Below are 24,055 nucleotides of genomic sequence, written 5' to 3'. Positions count from 1 at the left end.
CGGCAGCGTCAGAGGTTTATAAGAGCCAGCGACACGGCCGAGCCCGGCCAGGTGGCATTGAGCCCGCGCCTATACAGTGCCGACCTTGCACCCACCCGCGCAGCCAATCGCACCTGGGGCCGCTACAGCCTGTTCGCGCTGTGGACCAACGATGTGCACAACATGGCCAACTACTCCTTCGCCATCGGGCTGTTCGCCCTAGGTATGAGCGGCGCGCAGATTCTCGCCGCCTTCGCCCTCGGCGCGCTGGTGATCTACGGCCTGATGAACCTGTCCGGCTACATGGGCCAGAAGACCGGCCTGCCCTACCCGGTCATGTGCCGGATCAGCTTCGGCATCCATGGTGCACAGATCCCGGCACTGATCCGCGCGGTGATCGCCATCGCCTGGTTCGGCATCCAGACCTACCTCGCCTCGGTGGTGCTGCGCGTGCTGCTCACCGCCATCGCGCCGGACCTCAAGGCCTATGACCAGAACTCGATCCTTGGCCTGTCGAGCCTGGGCTGGGTCACCTTCCTCGGCATCTGGTGCGTGCAGGTGGCGATCTTCGCCTACGGCATGGAGATGGTGCGCCGCTTCGAATCCTTCGCCGGGCCGATCATCCTGGTGGCCTTCGCCAGCCTGGCGGGCTGGATGTACTGGCGCAGCGGCCTGTCGATTGCCTGGTCCAGCGGCAACGCGCCGACGGGGTCAACCATGTGGCTGAAAGTGCTCGGCGCCGCTGCACTGTGGGTTTCGCTGTACGGCACCATGATCCTCAACTTCTGCGACTTTACCCGCAACTGCCCGGACCGCCGCACCATCAGCGTCGGCAACTTCTGGGGCTTGCCGGTGAACATGCTCGGCTTCGCGCTGATTGCGGTGGTGCTGGCCGGTGCGCAGTTCAGCATCGACGGCAAGCTGGTGCAAAGCCCGACCGAAATCGTCGCGGCCATCCCCAACACCGCCGGCCTGGTGCTGGCCTGCCTGGCCTTCCTGATCGTCACCGTGGCGGTGAACATCATGGCCAACTTCGTCGCCCCGGCCTACGTGCTGACCAACCTGGCGCCCAACCTGCTGAACTTCCGTCGCGCCGGCTTGCTCAGCGCCGCCATCGCGGTAGTGATCCTGCCCTGGCACCTGTACAACAGCCCGTCGGTGATCGTGTACTTCCTCGGCGGCCTGGGCGCCCTGCTCGGCCCCCTGTACGGCATCATCGTCACCGACTATTACCTGGTACGCCGCAGCCAGGTGAACCTGCCGGAGCTGTATAGCGAGAGCAAGCAGGCTACCTATCACTACAGCGGCGGGGTCAACCTGCGCGCGGTCGCGGCATTCATCCCGGCGGCACTGATCGCCATCGTGCTGGCGCTGGTGCCGGCGTTCGAAACGCTGTCGCAGTTCTCGTGGTTCTTCGGCGCCGGCCTGGGTGGGCTGATCCACTACGCCATTGCCAACCGCAGCGCCAGCTACGCCGAAGTGAGCGGCGAAAGCATCGCGGTGGATAGTGCGCATCACTGATCGGGGCGTTGGTAGGCGCAACTGCCTTGCTCAACATCCAAAAGCCTGTGCGATCTTTGCGGGAGCGGCTTTAGCCGCTCCAAGGGCCGCGGTGCCAAGACCTGTCGACTGATCAAGCCCGGCCAGTTACGCTGGGCTTTTCCACCTGCACGGAAGCATCAGTGAAAGAGGCCTATCAAGGAAGCTGCCTGTGCGCAGCTGTCAGTTATCTGCTGCTCACCCCACCCAAGGCCGTGAGCCATTGCCACTGCAGCCAGTGCCGCAAAAGCCATGGCGCCGCGTTCGCCTCGTACGGCAGCGTGCCGCGCAACATGCTGCGAATACTACGCGGCGCTACCAACATCAAGGCGTTTGCCTCTTCGCCAACGGTCATGCGCGAGTTCTGCGCAGTGTGCGGCTCGTCCCTGTTCTGGTCACGCTCGCAAGGTGAATTCGCCGATTGGGTTTCGATAGCGCTGGGCACGCTCGATACGCCGTTCCTGCCCAAGAAGCAGCAACATCTGCACCTCGAGTGCGCTGCCCCCTGGCACCTACCCGCAGCCACCCGCATCCTCCCGGCAGGATGACATGCATGCCCTTGAGCGCATAAAGCTCACGTCATGCGCCGTACTTGTGGGAGCTGGCTTGCCGGCGGTTATCTATTTGCCGCTGAGGCAGGTTGGGCCATGGGCGGCGGGCAAAGCCAGCCATCACCGGCCCGGACGCGTGGCTGGGCAAATTGGTAGACTATGCCCATTCCCCCAAATCCACCCGGCGCCGGGCAACCGCGCCGGGCATCAGATACGTGCCCCAGATGCCCCAAGAATCAGCTGTAAATCAACGAGTGGAACCGTCCCGCAGGTTTTCCGTTGCGCCGATGATGGACTGGACAGACCGCCACTGCCGGTTCTTCCTGCGCCTGCTCTCCAAGCAAACCCTGCTTTACACCGAAATGGTCACCACCGGTGCCCTGCTGCACAACGACGCCCAGCGCTTCCTGCGCCACGACGCCTCCGAGCACCCGCTGGCCCTGCAGCTGGGCGGCAGCGTACCGGCGGACCTGGCCGCGTGCGCGCGCCTGGCCGAGGAAGCCGGCTATGACGAGGTCAACCTCAACGTCGGTTGCCCGAGCGACCGGGTGCAGAACAACATGATCGGCGCCTGTCTGATGGCCCACCCGGCGCTGGTGGCCGATTGCGTGAAGGCCATGCGTGATGCGGTATCCACCCCGGTAACGGTCAAGCACCGCATCGGCATCAACGGCCGCGACAGCTACGCAGAACTGTGCGATTTCGTCGGCCAGGTGCGCGAGGCCGGCTGCCGCAGTTTTACTGTGCATGCGCGCATTGCGATTCTGGAAGGGCTGTCGCCGAAGGAAAACCGCGAGATTCCGCCGCTGCGCTATGACGTGGCAGCACAGTTGAAGGCGGACTTTCCGGACCTGGAGATTGTGCTCAACGGCGGGATCAAGACCCTGGCCGAGTGCAGGGCACAGCTGGAGACATTCGATGGCGTGATGCTGGGGCGTGAGGCATACCACAACCCTTATCTGCTGGCCGAAGTGGACCAGCAGCTGTTCGGCAGCGAAGCGCCGGTGGTCAGCCGCAGCGAGGCACTGGCTCAGCTGCGGCCTTATATCGTGGCGCATATGGAAAGTGGTGGCGCGATGCACCACGTTACCCGGCATATTCTGGGGCTGGCCCAGGGGTTCAAGGGGGCGCGGCGTTTCCGTCAGCTGCTGTCGGCGGACATTCACAAGGCGGCGGAGCCGCTGGCGGTGTTCGACCAGGCGGTGGAGTTGTTGCAGGGGCGCTAATACAGTCCAGGCTGGTAATGCAATCTCTGTGGGAGCGGGCGCGCCCGCGAACACCGGCGCAGCCGGTGCCTGCCACCGCGTTGGATTCTTCGCGGCGGTTCGACGCCTCGACACGCCCGCTCCCACACAGGCCGCTTTGTGTTTGTGGAACCTCATGGCAGCTTGCGACTCGAATCTTCACCTTCGCACCGCCCTTCGCGGGCAAGCCCGCGCCTACAGGCCCTTGAGCGGCCGTCGGGGCTCGGGTAATGTCGAGTCATTGCACAGGACAGAGCACGCCCATGACCTCCAAGCTGGAACAACTCAAGCAGTTCACCACCGTGGTCGCCGACACCGGGGACCTGGACGCCATCACCCGCCTGAAGCCGGTCGATGCCACCACCAACCCGTCGCTGCTGCTCAAGGCCGCGGCCATTCCAGGCTACGCCGACCTGCTCAAGCAGGTGAAGGCCGATGCCAAGGGCGATGTGGACCTGGCCTGCGACAAGTTCGCGGTGGCCGTGGGCTCGGGCATTCTCAAGGTCATCCCGGGGCGTATCTCCACCGAGGTGGATGCCCGCCTGTCGTTCGATGAGCCGGCCCTGCTGGCCAAGGCGCGCAAGCTGATAGAGCTGTACGAGGCCGCCGGCATTGGCCGCGACCGCGTGCTGATCAAGCTGGCGTCCACCTGGGAGGGCATCCGCGCCGCCGAGAAGCTGGAGAAGGAAGGCATCCAGACCAACCTCACCCTGCTGTTCTCCTTCGCCCAGGCCCAAGCCTGCGCCGATGCCGGGGTGTTCCTGATTTCGCCGTTCGTGGGCCGTATCTACGACTGGTACAAGAAGAGCACCGGCCAGGAATACGTGGGCGCCGAGGACCCGGGCGTGCAGTCGGTGACGCGTATCTATAACTACTACAAGGCCAATGGCTACGACACCGTGGTCATGGGCGCCAGCTTCCGCAATATCGGCCAGATCGAGCAACTGGCCGGCTGCGACCGCCTGACCATCAGCCCCGAGTTGCTGCAGCAACTGAGCGATGATCAAGGTGAACTGCCACGGATACTGAAACCGGGCAACGCCGGTGAGGCGAAGCAGCAACTGAGCGAAAGCCAGTTCCGTTGGGCCATGAACGAAGATGCCATGGGCACCGAGAAACTGGCCGAGGGTATCCGCCAGTTTGCGCGGGACCAGGAGAAGCTGGAGAAGTTGATGGCTGAAAAGGCCTGATACATTTCGGATTTGCCTGGCGGGCGGGAAATGTTCAGCATTTTCCGCCCGTTTTTCGTCTGGCGCTGAGGCAAGTGCCAGGCTTTAGCAGTTTGTTGAATCCAATGGCCCTATCGCCTGCCGGCGCTGTCTGATCGCCAGCCAGATCCACACCGTGCATGCAAAGAAGCTGAGTGCACCCAGCGCGATATAAGGAATTAACGTCACAACGGCAACGGGCCCAGCCGCATACGGAAGAAAAATAAAATACACGCCGGCAATCACCGACTGCGCGCCATTAAGCGTCATTATCCATTTGACACCGTTAGGGCTGCTACGCTGACCGTTGGCAACGCCATGCAATAGGCCTGACGCCACCGCCCAGACGCCCCACACAAGCAGCACCGCTTCCTTATCTATATTAAAAGCGATCACCATGACCATACTAACAATGACGCTGACAAAAAAATTGATCATTTGAGCGCTGGTATAGCTGAGCACTCCACTGTGAAACGCATCCAATAAGTTTATCGCCGCATCCCAGGCGAGATAAAACAGGATCAAGAAGTGCGCCACGAATGCGTGAGCCAAGCCAAACGCCATTACCAGCACTACCCATGACGAAGACACAAGCGCGCGCGACAAAAAGTAAACAAGCAACCAGTGATAATTGCTCACGGTTATCGCCTTTTCAATCATTCGAGATCTCGTGAGTCCAAAATGGCCAGCCCCTGCCCCACAGTCGGCGTGGCAAATGCCGCACACGCATAAGTGCATCAAGCGATGGCTGACCGCCTGGTTTTAAAATAGAGCCACAGCCCCTGTAGCGCGGTCCCTACTAGAAACACCACTAGCCAGCCAGCGAGAACGCCGCGAACGAGCGGAGACTCTGGGCCTGCCGCCAATGGGCTAGATACGGGCAAACGTGTCAGCGTCTCATTGATGCCTGGCACGAAAAGCAAGAAAAAAGTCAGATTGAATAAAAACATCGAGATGTACTTCGTCGCTCGCCCTATTCCGCCGATTTTCGGAGCCAACATCGCACCACCGATAGCCAACAAGGCAAGAATGCCCAAGGCATGCCCAATATTGAAACCTCCGGTGCTCGACAATCCAAACGACGAGAGTACCGATGCTACCAGCAACGCTAAATATACCTTCCCACTGTGCTCGGACACCGTGAACCGTCGATAGCGAAACAGGTTATAGAAGCCGGCCAGTGCAGCAGCGACACTGACGGCCGTATGAAGGAAACCAAGTTCAGAAATGGGATGTGGCATCAGTACACTCCTGGCCCGACAAAAAGGGATTACCAGCTAAGGGGTTGGTGACTAATAAACGCGAACCGCTGCGCCAGACACCAATCATACAGACTATGCACACTACAAACCTACTAGTAGGTAGACTGACTGTCAAATACTTTCCCTCGCCGGTTATGCCGTTGCTCAGTCGCCTCTGGGTAGTTCGCTATTGCCAGGAATAGCTAAGGGCAAAACACAACGACCGTTTTCATCACTACGAGGTGATGAGGCTTTCGATCAACGGCTGAGTGATAGCACCGAATATGGCCGGGTCGCCGTAGGCACGGGCTGAAAGCATTGCACCATGGACAGTGGCCATGAATGTCTCCGCTTCGCCACGAGCATCGCTCCTCAGCACAAAGCAACCTTGCCTCGACCCACATTCGAATACGGATGTCAGCCAGGCGGACAAGGCCTGGAAGTGCGCCCTGACCTGCACCACGATTTCATCCGGCAATACCGGAATCTGGGTTGCCAACAGTGCACACACACAATAGCCCTTGGTCGCGTCGCCAATGCACTCGAGCCAATAACCGGTGTAGGCACGCAGTTGATCGGCAGGGTCTGCGAACGAACGCTCGAGGTGCGCCATGCCGGCCTCTGCCTCTTGCCGATATTGGGCCACCAGGGCGCACACAAGATCGACCTTGGTCGGGAAATGATGGTGGATGCTGGCCTTGCGGATACCCACGTACTCGGAGATGTCCGCATAACTGAAACCGCTATAGCCGCCGGCAATGATCAAGGATCGAGCGCAGCTCAGGATTTCGAAATAAGTGCTGGAATGAGTGGTCATTGCGCCACCCTACCTTCTGATAGGTAACCCGTCAACACAGCCACATCCCGGCATTAAGCCATTATTTGCATCTAAGCCTACCTTCTAGTAGGTTGGAAAACACCACCAAGTCCGAGGAAGCATCATGGTTACTCCTGAGGCCACTAGCCAGCTGTCATCCCTTCGCCAGACCATCGACAATATTGATGCGGCACTCGTCCACATCCTCGCTGAGCGCTTCCGCTGCACCGATCGGGTCGGTGCGTTGAAGGCGCGCTATCGATTGCAAGCGGTTGACCAAGCCAGGGAAAAGCAGCAGTACCAGCGACTGACGACACTTGCCGAGCAGGCCTGCATCGACAAGGTATTCGTCGAGAAGTTGATGACGTTCATCATCAGCGAAGTGGTCCAGCGCCATCGACAGATCGCCGCTGACAACGACGCCTCACCTTCGCAGGGCTGAGCGCCGCAGCAGCGACAGCGCGCTGCTGGAACGCTACATGAGGCACTGATTAGGGCCACGGGCGAGCTATGCGTTGTCGCCCCCCACATGCATGAACGCCGCATGTACAAAAATGGCAGTACCTGCAAGGCCAGCGAACACACACACTTTCCGGCACCCCCAGGTGCCAGCTCAATAGCACCGAGGCCGTGCCACTTTCCCTCACCCAGTGCGTGAGAACTGCTGTTTCCGAAGAGGATCACTGTGCATGTCAAACCTTGAAGCACTCCCAATCGAACGACGCCGGTGGGCGATGTTCGTGATCCTACTGGTGGGGGCGTTTCTGCCGCCTCTGGATTTCTTCATCGTCAATGTCGCGCTGCCGTCGATCCAAGAGGATTTGGGCACCGCTGCTTCTGCCGAGCAACTGGTCATTTCGTCCTATGCAGGGCTGTATGCCGTGACGCTGATCACGGGGGGACGCCTGGGCGATCTCTATGGGCGCGGCCGGATGTTTTTTCTCGGCTTGATCGGCTTCGCTGCAGCCTCGGCAATGTGCGGGCTTGCGACATCTCCCTGGGTATTGGTCGCCGGCCGTGCGCTGCAGGGGCTGACTGCGGCAATCATGGCCCCGCAGGCGCTTGCGTCGGTGCAAGCGATCTTCCCAGAGTCCGAAAAACCCTTGGCATTGAGCATCTACGGCGCCGTCTTCGGTTTGGCCTCGGTGGTGGGCCAGGCGTTGGGGGGCGTGCTGATTTCGCTCGATGTCATGGGCCTGGGCTGGCGAGCGATCTTCCTGGTCAACCTACCTATCGTGCTGCTGGCCACCCTGTTCGGCGTCCCGCTGCTCAGAGAAACCCGTGCACGGCAGGCAAGCAAACTCGACCTGCTGGGCACGCTGCTGTCGGTATTGACCCTCGGTGCGCTCATCGTGCCCCTGATCGAAGGCCGTGAGGCGGGTTGGCCGCTATGGTCCTGGTTGACGTTGCTGGCGGCTCCGATATTGGCGATGCAGTTCTGGCGTTACGAAACGCGCCTGCACCAGGCTGGCGGCGCACCGCTGCTCAATCCGATCGCGCTGCAGACGCCGGGCTTAGGCTGCGCGCTATTGGTCGCCCTGTCGTTCTACATGATCGGCGCGTTTTTCCTGCTGTTGTCGATCTACCTCCAGGGCGCCCTGCATGCCAGCGCACTCAGCGCGGGGTTGATGTTCCTGCCATTCGGTGTGGGCTTCTTGCTGGGGCCACTGTCGACAACTCCGTGCAAACGCCTCCTAGGTGCGTACGTCAACCCGTTCGGCATGGGGCTGGAAGTACTTGGGCTGCTGGCTTTGGCCTGGCTGGTGACGATAACACCGACTCACCCGTACACCCCATCAGGGCAACTCACCCTGCCCCTGTTCTTTATAGGTTTCGGGCAAGGGCTGGCGCTACCGACATTGATGCGCATGATCACCAGCCGCGTCGCCCCAGGCCTTTCGGGGATGATCGCCGGCATCGCCAGTTCAACGCTACAACTAAGCACCGCACTGAGCGTTGCCGTGATCGGCGGGGTCTTCTACACGCTGCTCGGCGCCCGACACGATGAAGCAGCCATCGCTCACGCATTCACCGTCGCTTTGCTCTGCATTGCCAGCTGCCTTGCCGCGGGTGCGGGGTTAAGCGCCATGCTAGCCCGCCAGTCACGTCCATCTGCGTCATTGCCCGCCGAGAGCAGCGCCACCCCTTGTCCAAAAAACCTTAAGCGAGGTGAACCATGCACGACCGAATCTGGCCAGAACTGAACGAACTACCCAAAAACACTGTTACCCCACCCCAGTACAGCTACCGGCAACTTGCACGCAGCGATGTCGAACGCCTGACCGAACGGGTGAAGGCGTGGCACCCCGACGTCAGCGTAGGCCAGGGAAAGGTTTTCAGCGATCCCGACTACTACCTGCAGAATGTGTCCCTGGCCGGCGAACCCGACAAACACACCATTGTTTATGTGGGCGTGCATGAGGGTGAAATGATCTGTGCCATGTGCATCGAGATAAACCCGGCCAATCGCACCCTGTTCAACAAGTTTGGCGTGTGCGCCCCGGAACACCGAGGCACCGGGGCAACGCTGTTCGCAGGCTATGCAATCGATGCCTTGGCGAACAAGCTGGATATCGCCATGGCGTGGGGCTATGTGACGACCAAGTCCAGAGGCATGCAACAAATGATGGAGCGCGCAGGATTCAACCCGGTTGGGGTAGTCCAGTTTTCGGATATTGAGCTCAACCAGCATGACGAGCCGCAGCATGTCACCGAAGCGATCTATACCAAGCACTATGAACGGGCCAGCCTGCTCGAACCATTGCTCAAAAGCAATCTGACACCCCAGATGCAGGCCCTGTGCAAGGCCTTGGGGATTGCTTACACCGAATGATCGCCACAAAAGCGGCAGGCAGGAGGGCCAAGTTTAGCGGCCCTCACGCAGCAGATGGCCCGCTCGGCGCCAGCCCACCTCACGGCAGCGAAGGGACACTGTCGGCCACCGCTGCCAGCACCGACCAATCCTGGCTGCCCAAACCTTTTTCCATGGCTGCTTTCATTCTGCTACGTACCACATGGGCTGCTGGCAACGAAAGCCCCTGCACCTGGCCAGCGTTCAAGGCAAGGTCGACGTCCTTGAGCCCCAATGCAAGCTTGAACCCGGGTGCATAGTCGCCGTTGACAATATTGCGCCCATAGCGCTGGTAGCTCGGGCATGCAAATACCGTTTGCGTGACTACGTCGATGAACGCTGAAGCACTCAGGCCATAGCGCTCGGTGAGATGACTGGCTTCGGCCAAGGCCTCGATGGCCTGACTGATCATCATGTTGCCCGCGATCTTGGCGATACAGCCGTGCACCGGTTGCTCACCGAGACGCCAGGTACGTTTGCCGAGCACATCGAGCACAGGCTGTACCTGCTCGATCGCTGCAGGGTCTCCTGCCGCCAGGATATTCAGTTCGCCCCTGGCAGCCACGGCAGGGATGCCGAAAACCGGAGCCGCGATCAGGCCAAGCCCCAGCGCCTGGTGCTGCCCCGTCAATTGCTCGATCAGCGCCGGCGAAAGCGTCGACATCACAATATGAATGCAACCTTTAACCGCCCCCTCCAACACGCCTGGGGCCAGCAATACCTCGCGCACCGCGTTATCGTCGGCCAGCATGCTGATGACCACAGGTGCCTGCAAAGCAGCCGACGCCGATGGCAGCACGCGGACCGGGCCCAGGCCCGAAACTGCGTCGGCACTACGGTTCCAAGCGCTCACTCGATAACCTGCCTGCAGCAACAGCGGAATCATCGCCCGCGCCATGCTGCCGACACCCACAAAACCAATATTCATTAGAGATCTCCTAGCCCGGCCCGCGATACGGGCCTATCAGGTTCACTCTGGCGCTGAAGGGGTTGCGACGGGAGTGTCATTGCTGCATCTTCGCTGTTCATATTTGTGCGAGGTGCGTCATGGACTGGAACGACATGCGCGTTTTCCTGGCAATTGTCCGCACCGGCTCATTGGGCGCTGCGGCGAAACAACTAGGGGTTAGCCATCCCACAGTAGGGCGGCGGCTCAATGCACTCGAACAGGCCAGCGGACAGGTGTTTTTTCGCCGCGTCGGACAGGGCCTTGTTCTGACCGACAGCGGTGACAAGATCCTGCGCCTGGCGCAGGAAATGGAACATACTGCCCTAGCCATCGAGCGGCACATCGCAGGCGACAGCGACCAACCGGAAGGATTACTGCGCATCTCTTCGGCAGACTGGTTCGCCAGCTACGTGCTGGCCCCGGTGCTCAATGAATTGCTCCAACGCCATCCCCTGATCGTGCCGGAGGTGATCGCCGGGCATCGCCTGTTCGACCTGGCACGTCGCGATGCCGATATCGCCTTTCGCATCGTGCCGTTCACCGAACCAGACATCGTGCAGCGCCGGTTGATGACGATGAGCTATGGCCTGTACAGCGCCGCACACCTGCCGTTCGCTCCGGCGCAAGGGGGTGAGGGGCTTGGCCTGATCACAATGAATACCGCCCAGGCCCACTACCCCGACGTGCTCTGGTTGCAAGAACTGTTTCCCCGAGCCAGGGCCGTGTTCACCAGCAGCAGCCGTACCGTCCAGGCCCAGATGTGCGGCATGGGGCTGGGGATTGCGGTGTTACCGCGCCCCCTCGGCGATAAGCTGGCTCATTTGCAATTGCTGGACATCGGTGGTCAGCCGCCGGGACGTGATATCTGGATGGGCTACCACCATGACATGCGGCAGATGGATCGGCTTCGCGCCCTGGCCGATCTGGCGGGCGACATGCTGGGCTCATGACCGGCAAGTCATGACGCCATCCCTCAAGCCAACGGCACCCTGGACGATCGAGGGGCTTGCGCAAGTCGCCACAGCGCAGCGATATCATGCGCCTGTTCAGTGGCATCTGAAGCACCCGGCGTCACCGCCGCGCCCTGAGGTGGTCCTCCTTCGCGTTGCGAATGACACGGTGTTCCGACAGGAACGTCGAGCCGATGTCGTGAGCCTGTTGGAGGCCTTGTTCACGTATTGGGGCATTGTGATCCCCCTCGGCGTCGTAGATCAGGTGGCTTTGCACATCCGTTATTCCGCAGTACGCGAAAATACCCACGTCGAGCTGAGTGCGCATCGCCTGGTCGTAGCCGTATTTCTCGTAGGTTCGTTGGCTGGCTCCGGCAATACCGATCAGCGTCGTCGGCACATTACCCAGCAACGACGACAGAGGCTTTTTGCCGCGGTCTTCCACGCCATCCCCAAATTGGTAAGCCCAGCCCCCTGTGAACACCCGCTCGATCCAGCCTTTCATCAAAGCCGGCATGCTCCACCAGTACACCGGAAAAACGAACGCCAAACGCTCGGCCTTTTCCACTCTACGGTGCATCGCCGCGATCTCTGGCGAAACAGCAGCACCCCAAAAATGCGCATGGTCTTGCGCAGTGAACCGTGGGTCGAAACCTTCACGATGCAAGTCCAGCACATCGATGCAGTGACCGGCCTCAAGAAAGGGTGCGTGGAACGCCCTCATCACAGCGGCGGGGTATTTATCGGTGAATGGATGCGCAAAAACGGTCAACAAGTTCATCAGCTATCTCCATCAACTCACAGGTGCCAGCAAGTACGACTCCTCGCCAGCAATCGGCACCCAATCGCTCAGCGGGGTCAGGAAGTGAAGTTCAAAGCGCCTCGACAAAAAAGCCCACTTGCCGTCACGACGTTCATACCTGTCGTGATACAGCCCACTGACTTGTACAGGGCCTTTATCGACGTCGTAGAACAGGCAGTCCGCCGCTACGGTGCCCCATGCGCTGTCGCCCTCGATCTCGATCAAGGGGTTGGCCATCCAGTGGTGCATATGCGGCATCTGCCGCCAGCTGTTTGCAGCCATGATCAGTATCTCGTCGCGGTTCACCGCGCTACCGAAACCCGGGAGATCCAGCGTCGAATCTGCATGCCAGATGCGCTGTAAAAGCTCTACGTCGATGCGGTCGAATGCATTTGCATAAGCGGCGATCAACGTCTCGATGGCGGCGCGGCTTTCCAAAGCATCCATTCGCGCGTTCAGTGCTTCGATGTTCATGCGTTGCTCCTGTGAGATAGGCATCGGCCCAGTGCAAAGCGAAGCAGCCCCAAGAGGGGCTGCATGGGGGGGGGTAAAGAAGAATTCAGATTTGCGACAGTCCGCCGTCCACCATCAACTCCACGCCATTGACATACCTGGCATCGGAGGAGGCAAGGAACAGTGCGGAACTTGCGACTTCTTCAGGCTGAGCCATGTAACCCAGCGGGGTGATCTGCTCGACGTGTTGGCGCAACGCAGCGATCTCGCTTTCATTCAGCTTCAGGCTGTTATCCATCAGCGGGGTCCGAGTGAACCCAGGGCTCAATACATTCGCGCGGATCTTGCGGCCTTTGAGCTCGTTCGCCCACGTGCGTGCGAAGGAGCGCACCGCTGCCTTGGAGGCATTGTAGAGGCTCAGCCCTTCCATGCCGTTGCTGGAACAAATCGAAGCGGTCAAGACGATGGAGGCGCCGTCCTTCAGCAATGGCAACAGCGTCTGCACGCTAAAAAAGACGCCTTTGACGTTGATATCGAACGTATTGTAGTAAGCGGCCTCGCTGGTCTCGCCCACTGGGTTTTTTTCGCAGATCCCTGCGTTGGCGAACACCGCATCCAGCTGACCGTCCCGGGCTTCGACCGTTGCCTTGAGCCGATTCAAATCGGCTTGCTGCGAAACATCGGAGAGGACCGCAACAGCTTTTTCACCCAGCTTTTCGATCGCCGCCTCCAATGTAGCTTTCGACCGTGCGGTGATGTAAACACGCTTGGCGCCCTCTGCAATCAGGCCTTGGGCAATTGCAAATCCGATGCCGGTGGACCCACCCGTCACTACCGCAACCTGATCAATGAATTTACCTGACATATATGACTCCTCAGCCATGCTTGTTGACGAAATACTTGGATCAACCATGAGCAGAATTGTGATAAACGTCCGACCGCAGCGGTACTTTCAGACATGAACATTGGCTGTACATTTTTGTATAGCGCCTCGAAACCCAGGAGCCATTACCGATTTGCGCTGGACCAGGAGAAGCTGGATCAGTTGATGGCTGACAAAGCCTGATACATTTCGGGTTTGCCTGGCGTGCAGGAAGTGTTCAGCATTTTCAGCCGGTTTTCGTCTGGCGCTGCGGCAAGTGCCAGGTTTTGGTAGTTTGTTGAATCCAATGGCCCTATCGCCGGCAAGCCAGCGCCCACAGGTACTGCATAGTTCTTGAGATGGGTACCGTACCTGTGGGCGCTGGCTTGCCGGCGATGGGGCCAGTTAGCCCTCAGAGCTGTCGATGACCTTTTCTACCCCATTGCCCCTCGTCCTCGCCGGCCCGGTACTGCGCCGTCTGGAACCCCAGCGCCTGGCCATCTGGCTGGTCGCCACAGAATCGCTGCAAGCGCAATTCATCTGCCCGGCAAGCGAGGCCCAGGTCGATTGCCAGGTAGTACCGATAGGCCATCACGCCTTCATTCACCTGCTGGACATCCACTTCAACCGCCCCCTGCCCTGCAACCAGTTGCTCGACTATGACCTGCTCATCAACGGCCAGGGCATCGCCGACTGGGCGCCGCACCTGCTCTACCCCGGTACCCAGCGCCCGAGCCTGGTACTGCGCGATCGCCTCGACCAACTGCTGCACGGCTCCTGCCGCAAACCGCACCACCCCGCCGCCGATGGCCTGCTCTGCGCCGACCGCCTGCTCCAGGCCTGCGAAAAACCCGAAGACCGCCCAGCCGTGCTAATGATGACGGGCGACCAGGTTTACGCCGATGATGTCGCCGGCCCCATGCTGCGCGCCATCCATATCCTGATTGCACGGTTGGGCCTGTTCGACGAGCAACTGGATGGCGCGGTGGTGCCTGACAGCCAGGCGCTGTACCAGCACCCGGCCAGCTACTACCACCGCGCCGACTTGCTACCGGCACAGGAGCGCAACAAAACCGTGCGCGAGCGCTTTTTCGGCGGCAAGCGCAAGCCGATATTCTCATCCAGCAACGCCGACAACCACTTGGTGACCTTCGCCGAGGTCATGGCCATGTACCTGCTGGTGTGGTCACCGGTGCCTTGGCAGTTGGTGCACCTGGACATGCCCAGCGGGCTCAGCGACCAGCATCAGGCCCGTTACCGCCACGAACTGCCGTTGATCCAGGCGTTTGCCGATAACCTTGGCCAGGTCGCGCGGGCGATGGCCCACCTGCCCTGCCTGATGATCTTCGACGACCACGACATCACCGATGACTGGAACCTCTCGGCGCAATGGGAGGAAACCGCCTACGGCAACCCGTTCTCACGGCGGATCATCGGCAATGCCCTGCTTGGCTACCTGCTGTGCCAGGCCTGGGGTAACGACCCGGAGGGGTGCAAGCCACTGATCGGGCAATGCCAGGCAATGAACAGCCAAACCCAGGATGAGCTGATCGGCGAGTTGCTGCGCTTTCAGGGCTGGCAGTTCAGCCTGCCCAGCCAACCGCCCTTGCTGGTACTGGATACCCGCACCCGCCGCTGGCGCAGCGAAACCAGCCTGGCCAGGCCGTCCGGCCTGCTCGACTGGGAAGCACTGAGCGAGTTGCAGCAAGCATTGCTCGACCACCCGTCAGCGATCATCGTGTCACCCGCGCCGATTTTTGGCGTGAAGCTGATCGAGACGGTGCAGAAGGTATTCAGCTGGCTAGGCTATCCGCTGCTGGTGGATGCCGAGAACTGGATGGCCCACCGCGGCGCGGCACAGGTCATCCTCAACATCTTCCGCCACTCGCGCACGCCAGGGCACTACGTGGTGCTGTCCGGGGATGTGCATTACTCGTTCGTCTATGAGGTGCTGATCCGCCATCGCCAGCGCAGCCCGCACTTGTGGCAGGTAACCAGCAGCGGGATCAAGAACGAATTCCCCCGGCGTCTGCTGGATGTGCTCGACCGTCTCAACCGCTGGCTGTATGCGCCGCGCTCACCGCTCAACTGGTTTACCAAACGCAGAGAGATGGAGGTGGTGCCACGCACGCCCAACCACAGCAAGGCAGGGGAACGCTTGTGGAATGGCGCAGGGTTGGGGCAGGTGTTCTTCGATGAACAGGGGCGGCCGGCGCGGGTGTTTCAGCTGGATGCGGGGGGGGACGAGGCTACGGAGTTTGTTGGCAGACAGTAGTCAGGCAGGGAGCATTACTGTTGCCTGCACTGGCCCTATCGCCGGCAAGCCAGCTCCCACATGGGCCAGTACAAAACCCTGTGGGAGCGGGTTTACCCGCGAAAGGGCCGGCACAGGCTGAAGATCAGGTCCGCTCCAGCGCACTGACCAGGTCGTGGAAGGCTTCGCGATTGGAGTCATTCAGGCCCATCAGGATCTTGTGCGCCTCCAGCACCTTGGAGCGCACCACGTCTTCGTTCTGGTCCTGCGATGGCAGATCGGTCAAGCACTCCGGGCATGGTATCGGGCGATCGACGATGTTGAACACCTGATCGAAGCCCATCGACTGCAATAGCCGGGAAATATCCGGGTTGGTGGTGACCACGGTCGGCAGCAGGCCCACCTTCTGGCGCGACAGGATCGACAGTTTGGCCAGCAGGCCCAGGGTAGTGCTGTCGATACTCTCGGTTTCGGTCAGGTCGATGACAATCGCCGAGAAGTTCAGCGCAGTGAAAATCTTCTCGATCGTCGCATCCAGCGCCGAACACAGGGTCAGGCGCACTTCACCGACGAATTTCAGTACGAAGGTACCGCTCTGCTCGGCGAACTGGATTCTACCGGTACTCATTGAAGGTTCCTGCTCAACACCAATAGGGCGATATCATCCGGCATCTCCCCAAGCGTAGCCAATCCAAATCGTTGACGCAGCCCATCCAGGCTGCCACCTGCTGCCTTGACGATATCCGGCAAGGCAGCTTCTTTATCTTTGAGCGTATCACCCGGCAAAAGGTCCAAAATGCCATCGGACATCAGGCTCAGGCTGAACTGCGGCGGCAGCTCCATCACCAGGTCCTGGTAGGTGGCCTCGTCGAACAGCCCCACCGGCAGGCCACGGCCTTCCAGGTAGCGGGCGTGCCCGGGGGTGTACAGCACCGGCAGCGGCAAGTGGCCGCCCACGGCGTAGGTCAACAGGCCAGACTCTTCGTCGATCACCCCACCGACCATGGTCACGTGCTTGCCCAGCTTACTGTTGATCAGGCCGCGGTTGATGTGGCTGAGCACTTCCGACGGTTTGAACTCGCGCATCCTGCTGCGCTTGAGTTCGAACATGAGGCGCGTGGTCATGAATTTCAACAGCACGGTGACGAAGGCCGACGACGCACCATGCCCGGAAACATCGGCGAGGTAGAAGGCAATGCGCCGCTCGTCCACGCGGAAGTAATCGACAAAATCACCCGACAGGTACAATGACGGCATGATCTGGTGTTCGAAGGCGAACTCACCGGCCACCCAGGGGCTTTCCGGCAGCATGTTCATCTGCACCTGGCGACCGGCGGTCTGGTCCTCCTGCAGCAGGTGCAGGCTGGCCTCCAATTCGCGGTTGGCGGCTTCGAGCTTGTCGCGGTAGCGCTGGTTTTCCAGCACCAGGCGCGAGCGGTCGAGGGCGCGGCGCACTGAGTGCTCGAGCACGGCCAGGTCTTCCAGCGGCTTGATCAGGTAGTCGGCGGCGCCCAGGCGCAACGCTTCCACCGCATCGCTCATGACGCCGGCACCGGACACCACGATCACCGGCAACTGCGGCGCGCGCTCGCTGACCTGGCGGATCAGTTCGAGGCCGCCCATCTGCGGCATGCGCAGATCGCAGATCACGAGGTCGGGCTGGTGTTCTTCGAAGACCTGAAGCCCCTGCTGGCCATTGCTGGCCTGGAGGACGCTGAAGCCACTGTCTTCAAGATAGGCGGCGAGGCTCGCACGGACCACGTCGTCGTCATCGATGATCAGCAGCGTTGCACTGGTTTTCTGCATGTGGGCGAACGGCGCCGATTTGGGTTGGTGCAGCGGTGTCGGCAAGGCTGACGGCCAGCTACGGGAATACTTTGTGGTCACACTCTACTTGAGTTGTAGGACAAGAACACCTGTCCGGCAACTGTCCGGCAACTTGTGAGAGCCACCTTGTAAGGCGCAGACGGTACTCCCATCCGGCAGGCGTTTCAAGCATGCAAGGGTCGACCGCGCCGCACTTTACAGGGCAAATCACCGGGAGTTATAAGAAAGTCGACCAGCGCAACCCAATGGGAAGGATGCAGCATGCCCCACACGCCCTCCAGCCACAGCGAGAAACGCGATTTCATCCGCATGCGCATCGATACCGAGGCCAACCTGCTGCACGAAGGCCAGGTGATCGCGGCGGTGTGCCTGGACCTGTCCAGCGGCGGCATGCAGGTGCAGGCGCCACAGCACTTCCAGGTGGGGGACCGTATTGAAGTGCGGATCGATTCCGACCACCCGGCACTGAAAGGACTGCATGCCAGCACCGAAGTAGTGTGGATTGCCGATCAGCCGGACGGGCAGCAGAAGTTCGGGTTGCGGATTCTGGCGATGCACTGAATCTGGGTCCGCTTTGGGGCCCTTCGCGGGCAAGCCCGCGAAGGGCTGCACAGCAGCCCCAAAATTCACAGATCAGAAGTCGTCTTCGACTTCGCCATCCTTGACCTTGAACTCGCGGTTCTGCAGGTAAGCGTTGCGAATGAAGATGTACTTGTCACCCTGAATCAGCTTCTCGGCCGACAGCAGGTCGGCGCGGGTATCGATCACGTCCAGGGCGAAGATCGAGTTGCGCGTCGGCACGTGGTCGATATAGCGGTAGGGTTTGGTGTAGGTGTCCGGGTACTTGGCCACGCCGTCACGCACGGTGCTCGGGCCAAGCAGCGGGATGACCACGTACGGGCCACTGGGCACTCCCCAGTAGCCGAGGGTCTGGCCGAAGTCCTCGTCGTTGCGCTGCAGGCCCATCTTGGTACCCACATCGAAGAAGCCGCCCAGGCCGAAAGTGGTGTTGACGATCAGCCGCGCGGTGTCCACGCCCGCCGCGTGGGGCTTGAACTGCAGCAGGTCGTTGGCCAGGTTGGTCACGTCGCCCAGGTTGCGGAAGATGTTATGGATGCCATCTTCGAGGAACTGCGGGGTGACGGCCTGGTAGCCCTTGGCCAACGGCTTGAGGGCATAGGTGTCGAGGATATCGTTGAAGCGGAAGATCGGGCGGTTGACCGCTTCCCAGGGATCTTCCTCGGTGGCTGCCTGGGTGGCTGCCACGGGCGCCAGCAGCATGCTGGCGCAGACACAGGCCTGGGTGACTCGTTCGATCACACCGGCACCGATCCTACGCATAGATGTCTCTCCATCGAATTTCTTGGCCGCAAGCGCAACGGGTCGCGCTGCTGGTAAGGCGGCAGTATAGAGGCTTGCGAGCTGATAAACAGCCTTACACATTTTTGCTCATTATTTTGTGAACAAGCGTTGCGCGGCGCGCTGTCATGGGGTGGTAACAATCGCCGAATAGCCTGCGGACTATTTGAGGGAAGTTGCCATGGACGCTGCACCCGCCTTCACTGCTGTGCTGTTCGGCTTGCGCGGCTGCCTGGTGCAGGCTGCCAGCGGCGCGCCCACGCCCGCCCCAGGCGCCCTGGCCACCCTCGCCAGCCTGCGCCAGCGCCAGGTGCCGTGCATCTGGCTGGATGACCTCGACACCAGCCAAAGCAAGCGTCTGGCCCACGTACTGCCCGACTGGCTGCCGGGGCATTCGGTCAACGGCGTGCGTTGGCCCGCGCCGAACGCCTGCTGGCAGGCATTGATGTCGCTGGACAGCGAACGCCTGGATGGCTGCGTGCTGGTCAGCGGTGACCCGCGCCTGTTGCAGTCCGGCCTCAACGCCGGTTTGTGGACAGTGGGCCTGGCTGCCTGCAGCCCATTCTGTGACCACAGCTCGCGGCAATGGCATGCCATGACCTCGCAGGAACAGGACCTGGCCCGCGGCAAGGCGACACTGGAACTGTTCAGCCTGGGCGTGCATTCGGTGATCGACCATCTGGAAGCGCTGGACAACTGCCTGCAAGACATCGCCCTGCGCCGGCGCAAGGGCGAAAAACCCTGATACAGCACCTTTGACGCGGATCATGCAAAGCAGCGGCAGGTGGATTACGCTGAAGACAGGCCAGAACCTTTGCCGCTTCGCTGAGGTCCATGGCTTGCCAAGCCATTGATGGAGAACTGCCAATGCCTGCCCGCGAATTGCAAGAGCGCCTGAACAGCTTGCGCGAGCAACTGGACCGCAACGTACCACTCTCGGAAGAAGAGCTGGCTGCGCTGCACGAAGAAGCACGCCAGATCGAGGCGCAACTGAAACTTGAGGAAGCCACGCCGGACCACAATCTGGTGGACGGGGTGAACCTGGCGATCGAACGCTTCGAGGCCGACCATCCCGACCTCACCGCCACCCTGCGCAGCATTGCCAACTCGCTGCACAGCATGGGGATCTGAAACAGCTGGGGGTGCTCTGCACCCCTTTCGCGACACAAGGCCGCTCCCACAGGACAGCGCAACATCAGAACCTTGCGCAGCATCTGTGGGAGCGGCCTTGTGTCGCGAAAGGGGCGCGAAGCGCCCCCCGGCGGACTTGAACCTTACTGCCTAACCAGCCGCTTGTTCTCCGGGCTGATCGCCCCGGTGCTGCGGTACGGGTTGATATCCAGCCCACCCCGACGCACATAGCGCGCATACACCGTCAGGTGCTCCGGCTGCAGCAGGTTCTTCAAGTCCAGGTAGATCCGCTCCACACACTGCTCATGGAAGTCGGCATGCTGGCGGAAGCTGATCAGGTAGGTCAGCAGGCTGGCATGGTCCAGCGCCCTGCCCTTGTACTCGACCACCACGCTCCCCCAGTCCGGCTGGCCGGTGACCGGGCAGTTGGACTTCAGCAGGTGGCTGTGCAAAGTCTCTTCCACCACTCGCTCCGGATTGCAGCGCAGCAGCTCTGGCTGTGGTTGTTGGTAGTTGCTGATGGCAACGTCCAACACATCGATGCACTGCCCCGGCAAAGCCACCACGCCCTCGGCTTCGACCTCGGCCAAGGTACGCACCTTGACACCAACCGGCTTACCGGCGGCGGCGGACAGGTCCTTCTCCAGGCAGGCCTGCAACTCGCCCAGCGAGGCGAATACCGTCTGGTTCAGCGAGTTGAGGTACAGCTTGAACGACTTGGACTCGATGATGTTCGGCGAGTCGGCAGGGATGGCGAACTCACCGATCGCCACCACCGGTTTGCCCGATGGCAGCAGCCAGCTCAGTTCGAAGCAGTTCCAGTAATCCACGCCCTGCCAGGGCAAGGTCTGGGCGGTGACGCCCAGTTCGGCCCACTTGGCGGTACGCGGAATAGGGAACAGCTGCTCCGGGGAGTAGGTGGCGATGTATTCGCTGGACTTGCCCAGCGGGGAGTGTTCGGCAGCGGGATGCATGGAAACTGACCTAGAGGTTCGGAATTGCCTCTAGTCTACCGGTTTTGCCCCCCGCCTTGCAGGGCAAGTCACTCGATGGTCACTGGCCCGACCATACCAGCCTGGTAGTGCCCCGGCACGTTGCAGGCAAACTCGATGGGCGCCGACTTGCGGAAGGTCCAGGTCAGCTCGGCGCGCTGGCCGGGCATTACCAGCACGGTGTTGCCGCCAGCGTGGCCATGGCCGTCACCATGGTCCATGGTGTGGCCGTGAGCCATGCCCTCATGGTTCATGCCCGCGGTGAACATCTTGCCCTGCATGGCGATCATTTCCTTCTGGTGCTCGGCATGCATGGCTTTATCGCCCAGGTTGAATTCGTGGGGCAGCTTGCCCTCGTTGACCAGCACGAAGCGTACCGTCTCGCCGGCTTTCACCTGCAGGCTGCCGGGCTCGAAGGCGATGTCCTTGAGCAGCACTTCGACGGTGCGGGTGGCCTTGGCCGCCGGGGCCGGCTCGCCAAAGGCGAATGTTTGCGCCTCGCTGGCAAGGGTCGGCAGGCTGGCCATGGCAAGGGTGGCGGCGATGAACAGGCGTTTCATGATGACTCCGGGAATACACAACGGGATGAGACCACCTTAGTCAGGGCGACTGGCAGCTACCTGACAGGGAGATTACAACTTTGTCAGCTTGGCCGAGCGGGCACATCGTCACGTATCATTTCCGCCAAAGCCCTGGACAAACCCGGCAGGGACAAGTGCCTTGCTCAAGATCCAGAAGGTTGCGCTATCTCTGTGGGAGCGGGCATGCCCGCGAACACGGGCAAAGCCCGTGCCATCCACCGCGGTCGCCCGTTCGCGGGCATGCCCGCTCCCACAGTGACCGTGCCTCCCCTGACATGTTGGTAAATACATGAAACTGCTGATCGTCGAAGACCAGGCCCGTACCGGCCAATACCTGAGCCTGGGCCTGAGCGAGGCCGGCTTTGCCACCGAGCTGGCCACCGATGGCGAAACCGGCCAGTTCCTGGCCTTGACCGGCGACCACGACCTGCTGATCCTCGACGTGATGCTGCCCGGCCGTGACGGCTGGCAGATCCTCCAGGCCGTGCGCCAGGCTGGCCTGGACACACCGGTGCTGTTCCTCACCGCCCGCGACGCCGTCGAGGACCGGGTGCACGGCCTGGAGCTAGGCGCCGACGATTACCTGGTCAAGCCATTCGCCTTCTCCGAACTGCTGGCGCGGGTGCGTAGCCTGCTGCGCCGTGGCACCAGCCCCAGCCAGGACACCACCCTGGGCCTGGCCGACCTGCGCCTGGACCTGATCCGTCGCCGCGCCGAGCGCGCTGGCCAGCGCATCGACCTGACCGCCAAGGAGTTCGCCCTGCTCGAATTGCTGCTGCGCCGCCAGGGCGAGGTATTGCCCAAATCGCTGATCGCATCGCAGGTGTGGGACATGAATTTCGACAGCGACACCAATGTGATCGAAGTGGCGATCCGCCGCTTGCGCCTGAAGATCGACGACCCGCATCCCAACAAGCTGATCCACACCGTGCGCGGCATGGGTTATGTACTCGAAGAGCGCGCCGAGTGATGCGCCGGGTTTCCCTCAGCAGCCGCCTGGCCCTGCTGTTCGCCGCCTGCACCGCCGCGGTATCGCTGGGTGCCGGCCTGTTGTTCAGCCGAGCCAGCGAGCAGCACTTCGTCGAACTGGACCAACAACTGCTGGACTCGCGCCTGTCGCTGCTGCGCACGCAGTTGGCCGGCCTCACCAGCCCGGCCGAACTGCAGGCCCGCCTCCCCGCCCTGCGCGATGAGCTGAGCCACCAGGCCGACCTGGCCCTACGCATCAGCGGCGGCGACGATGCCATTTGGTTCGAAAGCCGCACGGGGTTGCCCAAGGTGCCGCTGCCCGCCGGGCTGGCGACCCTGCATGCGCAAGGCACCGACTACCGCAGCCTGGCTGTGCTCCTGGCGCAAGACAGCCCGCAGTCGCCACAATTGACCCTGTACCTCGACATTACCCACCACCAGCATTTCCTGCAGGGCATGCAACGCCTGATCTGGCTGACCGTCGGCCTGTCGGCGCTGGCCACGGCACTGCTCGGTGCCTGGGCCGCGCGCAGCGGGCTGCGCCCCTTGCGGCAGATGGGCCAGGTGGCCGCCAGCGTCTCGGCACGCTCGCTCACCACCCGCCTGCCGGTAGCGCAGATGCCCGAAGAGCTGGCCGAACTGGCGACAGCCATGAACGCCATGCTGCAGCGCCTGGACGATGCCTTCCAGCGTCTGTCGGCATTCTCTGCCGACATCGCCCACGAGCTGCGCACACCGCTGTCCAACCTGCTGACCCACACCCAGGTCACCCTCACCCGCCCGCGCAGCCTCGAGGAATACCGCGAGGCCCTGCACGGCAACCTGGAGGAACTGCAATGGATGGCGCAGATGATCAACGACATGCTGTTCCTGGCCAAGGCCGACCACGGCCTGCTGGTGCCGGGGCAAGCGCCACTGGCGCTGCATGAAGAGGTGGATGCGCTGCTGGAGTACTACGCACCGCTGGCCGAGGACAGCGAGGTGCAGCTGCTGCGCGAGGGTGAAGCCGTGCTGCACGGTGACCGGCACATGCTGCGCCGGGCGCTGTCCAACCTGCTGGATAACGCCTTGCGCTTTACCCCGGCGGGCGGGCAGATCCGAGTGACGCTGGAGCCAGGGCCAAGGATCAGCGTAGCCAATACCGGAGCGGCCATCGAAGCGGCTGCCTTACCTCGATTGTTCGACCGCTTCTACCGGGTGGACCCGGCACGGCGGGAAGGCAGTAGCGAGCATGCCGGGCTGGGCCTGGCGATTACCCGCTCGATCGTGCAGGCCCATGGCGGGAGCATTCGGGCGGAGTGTGCGGATGGCTGGACCCGGTTCGTGATCGAGTTCACTGAAGGCCAGTGAAACGGGGCTGCTTTGCAGCCCATCGCCGCGGTTCGTCGCCACGACAAGCCAGCTCCCACAGCGCAGGCCTTGGCCTTGATGCAATCCTGTGAGAACCAATCGCCGGCAAGCCAACTCTCATAGAACAACAGATAACTTATTGATTT

General features: G+C 61.4%; 26 protein-coding genes. 14 read left to right on the top strand and 12 right to left on the bottom strand.

Annotation, left to right across the window (positions count from 1 at the left end; genetic code table 11):
- Positions 1–18 precede the first annotated feature (18 nt).
- The 4 genes from TZ03_RS15510 (at position 19) to tal (ending at position 4,503) form a co-directional block, all read left to right on the top strand.
- Positions 19–1,500 (top strand): NCS1 family nucleobase:cation symporter-1, encoded by a 1,482-nt coding sequence (locus TZ03_RS15510; RefSeq protein WP_051098882.1) that lies wholly within the window; start codon positions 19–21, stop codon positions 1,498–1,500.
- A gap of 161 nt (positions 1,501–1,661) precedes the next feature.
- On the top strand, positions 1,662–2,066 hold the full coding sequence (locus TZ03_RS15505) for a GFA family protein (protein WP_051098881.1): 405 nt from the start codon (positions 1,662–1,664) through the stop codon (positions 2,064–2,066).
- Between the two features lie 227 nt (positions 2,067–2,293).
- Positions 2,294–3,295: a tRNA dihydrouridine(20/20a) synthase DusA gene (dusA, locus tag TZ03_RS15500; RefSeq protein ID WP_051098880.1), complete on the top strand. Its 1,002-nt coding sequence runs from the start codon at positions 2,294–2,296 to the stop codon at positions 3,293–3,295.
- Positions 3,296–3,576: 281 nt separating this feature from the next.
- Positions 3,577–4,503, top strand: a complete 927-nt coding sequence (gene tal / locus TZ03_RS15495; protein ID WP_051098879.1) for a transaldolase — start codon at positions 3,577–3,579, stop codon at positions 4,501–4,503.
- 84 nt (positions 4,504–4,587) lie between these two features.
- Here the strand turns inward: tal and TZ03_RS15490 are convergent, their stop codons facing one another.
- The 3 genes from TZ03_RS15490 to TZ03_RS15480 all read right to left on the bottom strand — a co-directional run bounded on the left by TZ03_RS15490 (position 4,588) and on the right by TZ03_RS15480 (position 6,579).
- Positions 4,588–5,181 (bottom strand): hypothetical protein, encoded by a 594-nt coding sequence (locus TZ03_RS15490; protein ID WP_051098878.1) that lies wholly within the window; start codon positions 5,179–5,181, stop codon positions 4,588–4,590.
- Positions 5,182–5,258: 77 nt separating this feature from the next.
- Positions 5,259–5,762 carry a membrane protein gene (locus TZ03_RS15485; RefSeq protein WP_051098877.1) on the bottom strand — a complete coding sequence of 168 codons (504 nt, stop codon included), beginning with the start codon at positions 5,760–5,762 and terminating at the stop codon, positions 5,259–5,261.
- 235 nt (positions 5,763–5,997) lie between these two features.
- Complete coding sequence (locus tag TZ03_RS15480) at positions 5,998–6,579, bottom strand: TetR/AcrR family transcriptional regulator (protein ID WP_051098876.1); 582 nt, start codon at positions 6,577–6,579, stop codon at positions 5,998–6,000.
- 124 nt (positions 6,580–6,703) lie between these two features.
- On the opposite strand from TZ03_RS15480, the gene TZ03_RS15475 reads away from it, so the two are divergent.
- The 3 genes from TZ03_RS15475 to TZ03_RS15465 all read left to right on the top strand — a co-directional run bounded on the left by TZ03_RS15475 (position 6,704) and on the right by TZ03_RS15465 (position 9,412).
- Complete coding sequence (locus TZ03_RS15475) at positions 6,704–7,021, top strand: chorismate mutase (protein WP_051098875.1); 318 nt, start codon at positions 6,704–6,706, stop codon at positions 7,019–7,021.
- A 247-nt stretch (positions 7,022–7,268) separates the two neighbouring features.
- Positions 7,269–8,783, top strand: coding sequence for an MFS transporter (locus TZ03_RS15470; RefSeq protein ID WP_082056635.1), 1,515 nt, complete (start codon positions 7,269–7,271; stop codon positions 8,781–8,783).
- Entirely contained in the window at positions 8,756–9,412 is a 657-nt protein-coding gene (locus TZ03_RS15465) for a hypothetical protein (RefSeq protein WP_051098874.1), read from the top strand. The genes TZ03_RS15470 and TZ03_RS15465 overlap by 28 nt, the downstream gene beginning before the upstream one ends.
- Positions 9,413–9,491: 79 nt before the next feature.
- Here TZ03_RS15465 and TZ03_RS15460 read toward each other — a convergent pair whose 3' ends face one another.
- On the bottom strand, positions 9,492–10,358 hold the full coding sequence (locus TZ03_RS15460; RefSeq protein ID WP_051098873.1) for an NAD(P)-dependent oxidoreductase: 867 nt from the start codon (positions 10,356–10,358) through the stop codon (positions 9,492–9,494).
- Positions 10,359–10,477: 119 nt separating this feature from the next.
- Here TZ03_RS15460 and TZ03_RS15455 point away from each other — a divergent pair, with 119 nt between their 5' ends.
- Positions 10,478–11,329, top strand: coding sequence for a LysR family transcriptional regulator (locus tag TZ03_RS15455; RefSeq protein WP_051098872.1), 852 nt, complete (start codon positions 10,478–10,480; stop codon positions 11,327–11,329).
- 121 nt (positions 11,330–11,450) lie between these two features.
- Here the strand turns inward: TZ03_RS15455 and TZ03_RS15450 are convergent, their stop codons facing one another.
- From TZ03_RS15450 to TZ03_RS15440, 3 genes are all read right to left on the bottom strand, one after another.
- Positions 11,451–12,110, bottom strand: a complete 660-nt coding sequence (locus TZ03_RS15450; protein WP_051098871.1) for an NAD(P)H-dependent oxidoreductase — start codon at positions 12,108–12,110, stop codon at positions 11,451–11,453.
- Positions 12,111–12,122: 12 nt separating this feature from the next.
- The gene (locus TZ03_RS15445) at positions 12,123–12,605 is read right to left on the bottom strand and encodes a nuclear transport factor 2 family protein (RefSeq protein ID WP_051098870.1); all 483 of its coding nucleotides are present in this window, start codon (positions 12,603–12,605) and stop codon (positions 12,123–12,125) included.
- A gap of 85 nt (positions 12,606–12,690) precedes the next feature.
- Entirely contained in the window at positions 12,691–13,449 is a 759-nt protein-coding gene (locus TZ03_RS15440) for an SDR family NAD(P)-dependent oxidoreductase (RefSeq protein WP_051098869.1), read from the bottom strand.
- 421 nt (positions 13,450–13,870) lie between these two features.
- On the opposite strand from TZ03_RS15440, the gene TZ03_RS15435 reads away from it, so the two are divergent.
- Positions 13,871–15,721, top strand: a complete 1,851-nt coding sequence (locus TZ03_RS15435) for an alkaline phosphatase D family protein (protein ID WP_051098868.1) — start codon at positions 13,871–13,873, stop codon at positions 15,719–15,721.
- A gap of 124 nt (positions 15,722–15,845) precedes the next feature.
- On the opposite strand, the gene rssC is transcribed toward TZ03_RS15435, so the two are convergent.
- Complete coding sequence (rssC, locus tag TZ03_RS15430; RefSeq protein ID WP_051098867.1) at positions 15,846–16,328, bottom strand: anti-sigma factor antagonist RssC; 483 nt, start codon at positions 16,326–16,328, stop codon at positions 15,846–15,848.
- Positions 16,325–17,506 carry a two-component system response regulator RssB gene (rssB, locus tag TZ03_RS15425; protein ID WP_051098890.1) on the bottom strand — a complete coding sequence of 394 codons (1,182 nt, stop codon included), beginning with the start codon at positions 17,504–17,506 and terminating at the stop codon, positions 16,325–16,327. The genes rssC and rssB overlap by 4 nt, the downstream gene beginning before the upstream one ends.
- Before the next feature lie 282 nt (positions 17,507–17,788).
- Between rssB and TZ03_RS15420 the strand changes: the two genes are divergently transcribed.
- Complete coding sequence (locus TZ03_RS15420; protein WP_051098866.1) at positions 17,789–18,088, top strand: PilZ domain-containing protein; 300 nt, start codon at positions 17,789–17,791, stop codon at positions 18,086–18,088.
- A gap of 72 nt (positions 18,089–18,160) precedes the next feature.
- Here the strand turns inward: TZ03_RS15420 and TZ03_RS15415 are convergent, their stop codons facing one another.
- Complete coding sequence (locus TZ03_RS15415) at positions 18,161–18,868, bottom strand: VacJ family lipoprotein (RefSeq protein WP_051098865.1); 708 nt, start codon at positions 18,866–18,868, stop codon at positions 18,161–18,163.
- Between the two features lie 199 nt (positions 18,869–19,067).
- Here TZ03_RS15415 and TZ03_RS15410 point away from each other — a divergent pair, with 199 nt between their 5' ends.
- Together TZ03_RS15410 and TZ03_RS15405 are read left to right on the top strand one after the other, a co-directional pair.
- A complete protein-coding gene (locus TZ03_RS15410; RefSeq protein WP_051098864.1) occupies positions 19,068–19,631 on the top strand; it encodes a phosphonoacetaldehyde phosphohydrolase-related protein in 564 nt (187 codons plus the stop codon).
- Between the two features lie 122 nt (positions 19,632–19,753).
- On the top strand, positions 19,754–20,017 hold the full coding sequence (locus TZ03_RS15405) for a DUF4404 family protein (protein ID WP_051098863.1): 264 nt from the start codon (positions 19,754–19,756) through the stop codon (positions 20,015–20,017).
- A 143-nt stretch (positions 20,018–20,160) separates the two neighbouring features.
- Here TZ03_RS15405 and queF read toward each other — a convergent pair whose 3' ends face one another.
- Both queF and TZ03_RS15395 read right to left on the bottom strand, forming a co-directional pair.
- Entirely contained in the window at positions 20,161–20,991 is an 831-nt protein-coding gene (gene queF / locus TZ03_RS15400; RefSeq protein ID WP_051098862.1) for an NADPH-dependent 7-cyano-7-deazaguanine reductase QueF, read from the bottom strand.
- A gap of 68 nt (positions 20,992–21,059) precedes the next feature.
- Positions 21,060–21,569: a plastocyanin/azurin family copper-binding protein gene (locus TZ03_RS15395; RefSeq protein WP_051098861.1), complete on the bottom strand. Its 510-nt coding sequence runs from the start codon at positions 21,567–21,569 to the stop codon at positions 21,060–21,062.
- 310 nt (positions 21,570–21,879) lie between these two features.
- Between TZ03_RS15395 and cinR the strand changes: the two genes are divergently transcribed.
- Together cinR and TZ03_RS15385 are read left to right on the top strand one after the other, a co-directional pair.
- The gene (cinR, locus tag TZ03_RS15390; protein WP_051098860.1) at positions 21,880–22,560 is read left to right on the top strand and encodes a two-component system response regulator CinR; all 681 of its coding nucleotides are present in this window, start codon (positions 21,880–21,882) and stop codon (positions 22,558–22,560) included.
- Positions 22,557–23,909: a heavy metal sensor histidine kinase gene (locus tag TZ03_RS15385; protein ID WP_051098859.1), complete on the top strand. Its 1,353-nt coding sequence runs from the start codon at positions 22,557–22,559 to the stop codon at positions 23,907–23,909. The genes cinR and TZ03_RS15385 overlap by 4 nt, the downstream gene beginning before the upstream one ends.
- The last annotated feature ends 146 nt before the right edge of the window (positions 23,910–24,055 follow it).

The organism is Pseudomonas sp. 10-1B, from assembly GCF_000935045.1.
Taxonomy (GTDB): Bacteria; Pseudomonadota; Gammaproteobacteria; order Pseudomonadales; family Pseudomonadaceae; genus Aquipseudomonas.
The sequence above is the reverse complement of the archived record's forward strand: the minus strand, read 5'-3'. Positions and strand labels throughout refer to the sequence as shown.